Here is a 1,807-nt window from a genome sequence, read left to right on the forward strand (position 1 = left end):
CCGCAGACGCCCCCGCCCGGCACCCCGGCGTACGGCTATCCGCAGCAGCAGCCCCCGGCCGGGCCCGGCTACGGCTATCCGCAGCAGCCCGGCCAGGCCCCCGGCCCGTACGGTCAGCAGGCCCCCGGCCCGTACGGCCAGCAGCCCGGACCCTACGGTCAGCAGGCCCCGGGCCCGTACGGCCAGCAGCCCGGACCCTACGGTCAGCAGGCTCCGGGCCCGTACGGCCAGCAGACCCAGACGGGCTACGGCTACCCGACGCAGCAGCACCCCGGCGCCCCCGCCCCCGGCGGACCGGGCTCCGGTCCCGGCGGGTTCCTCAAGAACAAGACCGGCATCGTGGTCGCGGCGGCGCTCGCCGTGGTCCTGGTCGCCGGGACGGGCACCTGGTTCCTCGTGAGCGACGGCGGGGACGACCCCAAGAAGCCCGTCGCCGGCACGAGCAACGACCCCAAGCCCCCCAGCGAGTCGCCGACCGTCGACGAGGGCGACGGCACCGGCGACGGCCGCGAGGGCAACGACGACCTCAACGCCGGGCGCAAGCCGGGCGAGGCCAAGGTCGCCTGGCTCCAGAAGAACGACGTCGACCTGCCGCGCAACGGCGCGTCCGTCGAAGGCCCCTGGTTCACCGGCGACCTGGTCGCCAAGGCCATGTACCGCGGCGTCTCCGGCTACTCCGTCGCCGACGGCAAGCAGAAGTGGACCCTGGCGCTCCCCGCCGACGTGTGCGCCGCGCCCAACACCGCGACCGCCGACGGCAAGCTCGTCATCGGGGTGAAGGACGGCACCACCGACCGGGCCAAGTGCTCCGTCCTCCAGATGATCGACCTCAACACCGGCAAGGCCGGCTGGAAGAAGACGGTCAAGAAGAACGGCAACTGGGACTTCCTGTCGGACATCGGTCTGGCGATCAGCGGAGACACCGTCACGGTGGGGCGCACCGGCAACTCCAACGCCTACCGCGTCAGCGACGGCAAGGAGCTGTTCGGCAACCCCGAGGGCAACTGCCAGCCCTTCGCCTTCGCCGGCGGCGCGAAGCTGATCGCCGCCACCAGCTGCCGCACCGACGACGCCAAGAACCCGCAGCACCAGGTCCAGGAGCTGGACCCGGTCACGGGCAAGGCCAAGTGGACGTACCAGCCGAAGCGCGGCTGGGAGGTCAGCAAGGTCTACTCGGTCAGCCCGCTCGTCGTCAGGTTCGACAACGAGGCGAAGAAGCAGTACGCCATCGCCGCGCTCACCGAGAGCGGCAAGCTCCGCTCGCAGCTCGCCCCCGCGCAGGGCGACAAGCTCACCGTCGACTGCGGGGGCAGCTTCGCGATCTTCGGCGAGAAGCTCGAAGGGTGCAGCGGCGTCGCCGCCGACGCCAACACCTTCTACATCGCGACCGAGGACGACAGCAGCGGGACCTCCCGGACGAACAAGGTCATCGCCTTCGACCTGAACACCGGGAAGCCCAAGTGGGAAGCGCCCGCCCCGGCCGAGCGCGTTCTGAAGCCGCTGGGCATGGAGGGCGGCGACGTGCTGCTCTACATGCGGCCGAAGTACGACACCGCCGGCGCACTCGTGACCCTGCCGCCGACCGGCGGCACCCCCAAGACGCTGCTCCAGCACCCGGCGTCGGCCGGCCGGATCGAGAACGGCTTCTTCTCGTCCAAGGTCCTCTACCAGGACGGCCGCTCCTACATCTTCAGCAAGCGTGTGAGCGCGAGCAACGACAAGGAAGAGCTGGAGCAGTCGACGATGCTGGTGTTCACCAAGTGACGGTCCGCCGCGGCATCCGGCCGCGGCCGGCCCCTCCCGGCCC

The 1,807-nt window shown here is 71.3% G+C and carries 1 protein-coding gene; it reads left to right on the forward strand.

The window, feature by feature from the left end; genetic code table 11:
- Positions 1–1,764, forward strand: a 1,764-nt coding sequence (locus HET64_RS38325) for a PQQ-binding-like beta-propeller repeat protein (protein WP_251146459.1), incomplete at its 5' end; no start/stop codon positions are given.
- Positions 1,765–1,807: the final 43 nt, after the last annotated feature.

The organism is Streptomyces sp. McG3 (genome assembly GCF_018619185.1).
GTDB lineage: Bacteria > Actinomycetota > Actinomycetes > Streptomycetales > Streptomycetaceae > Streptomyces.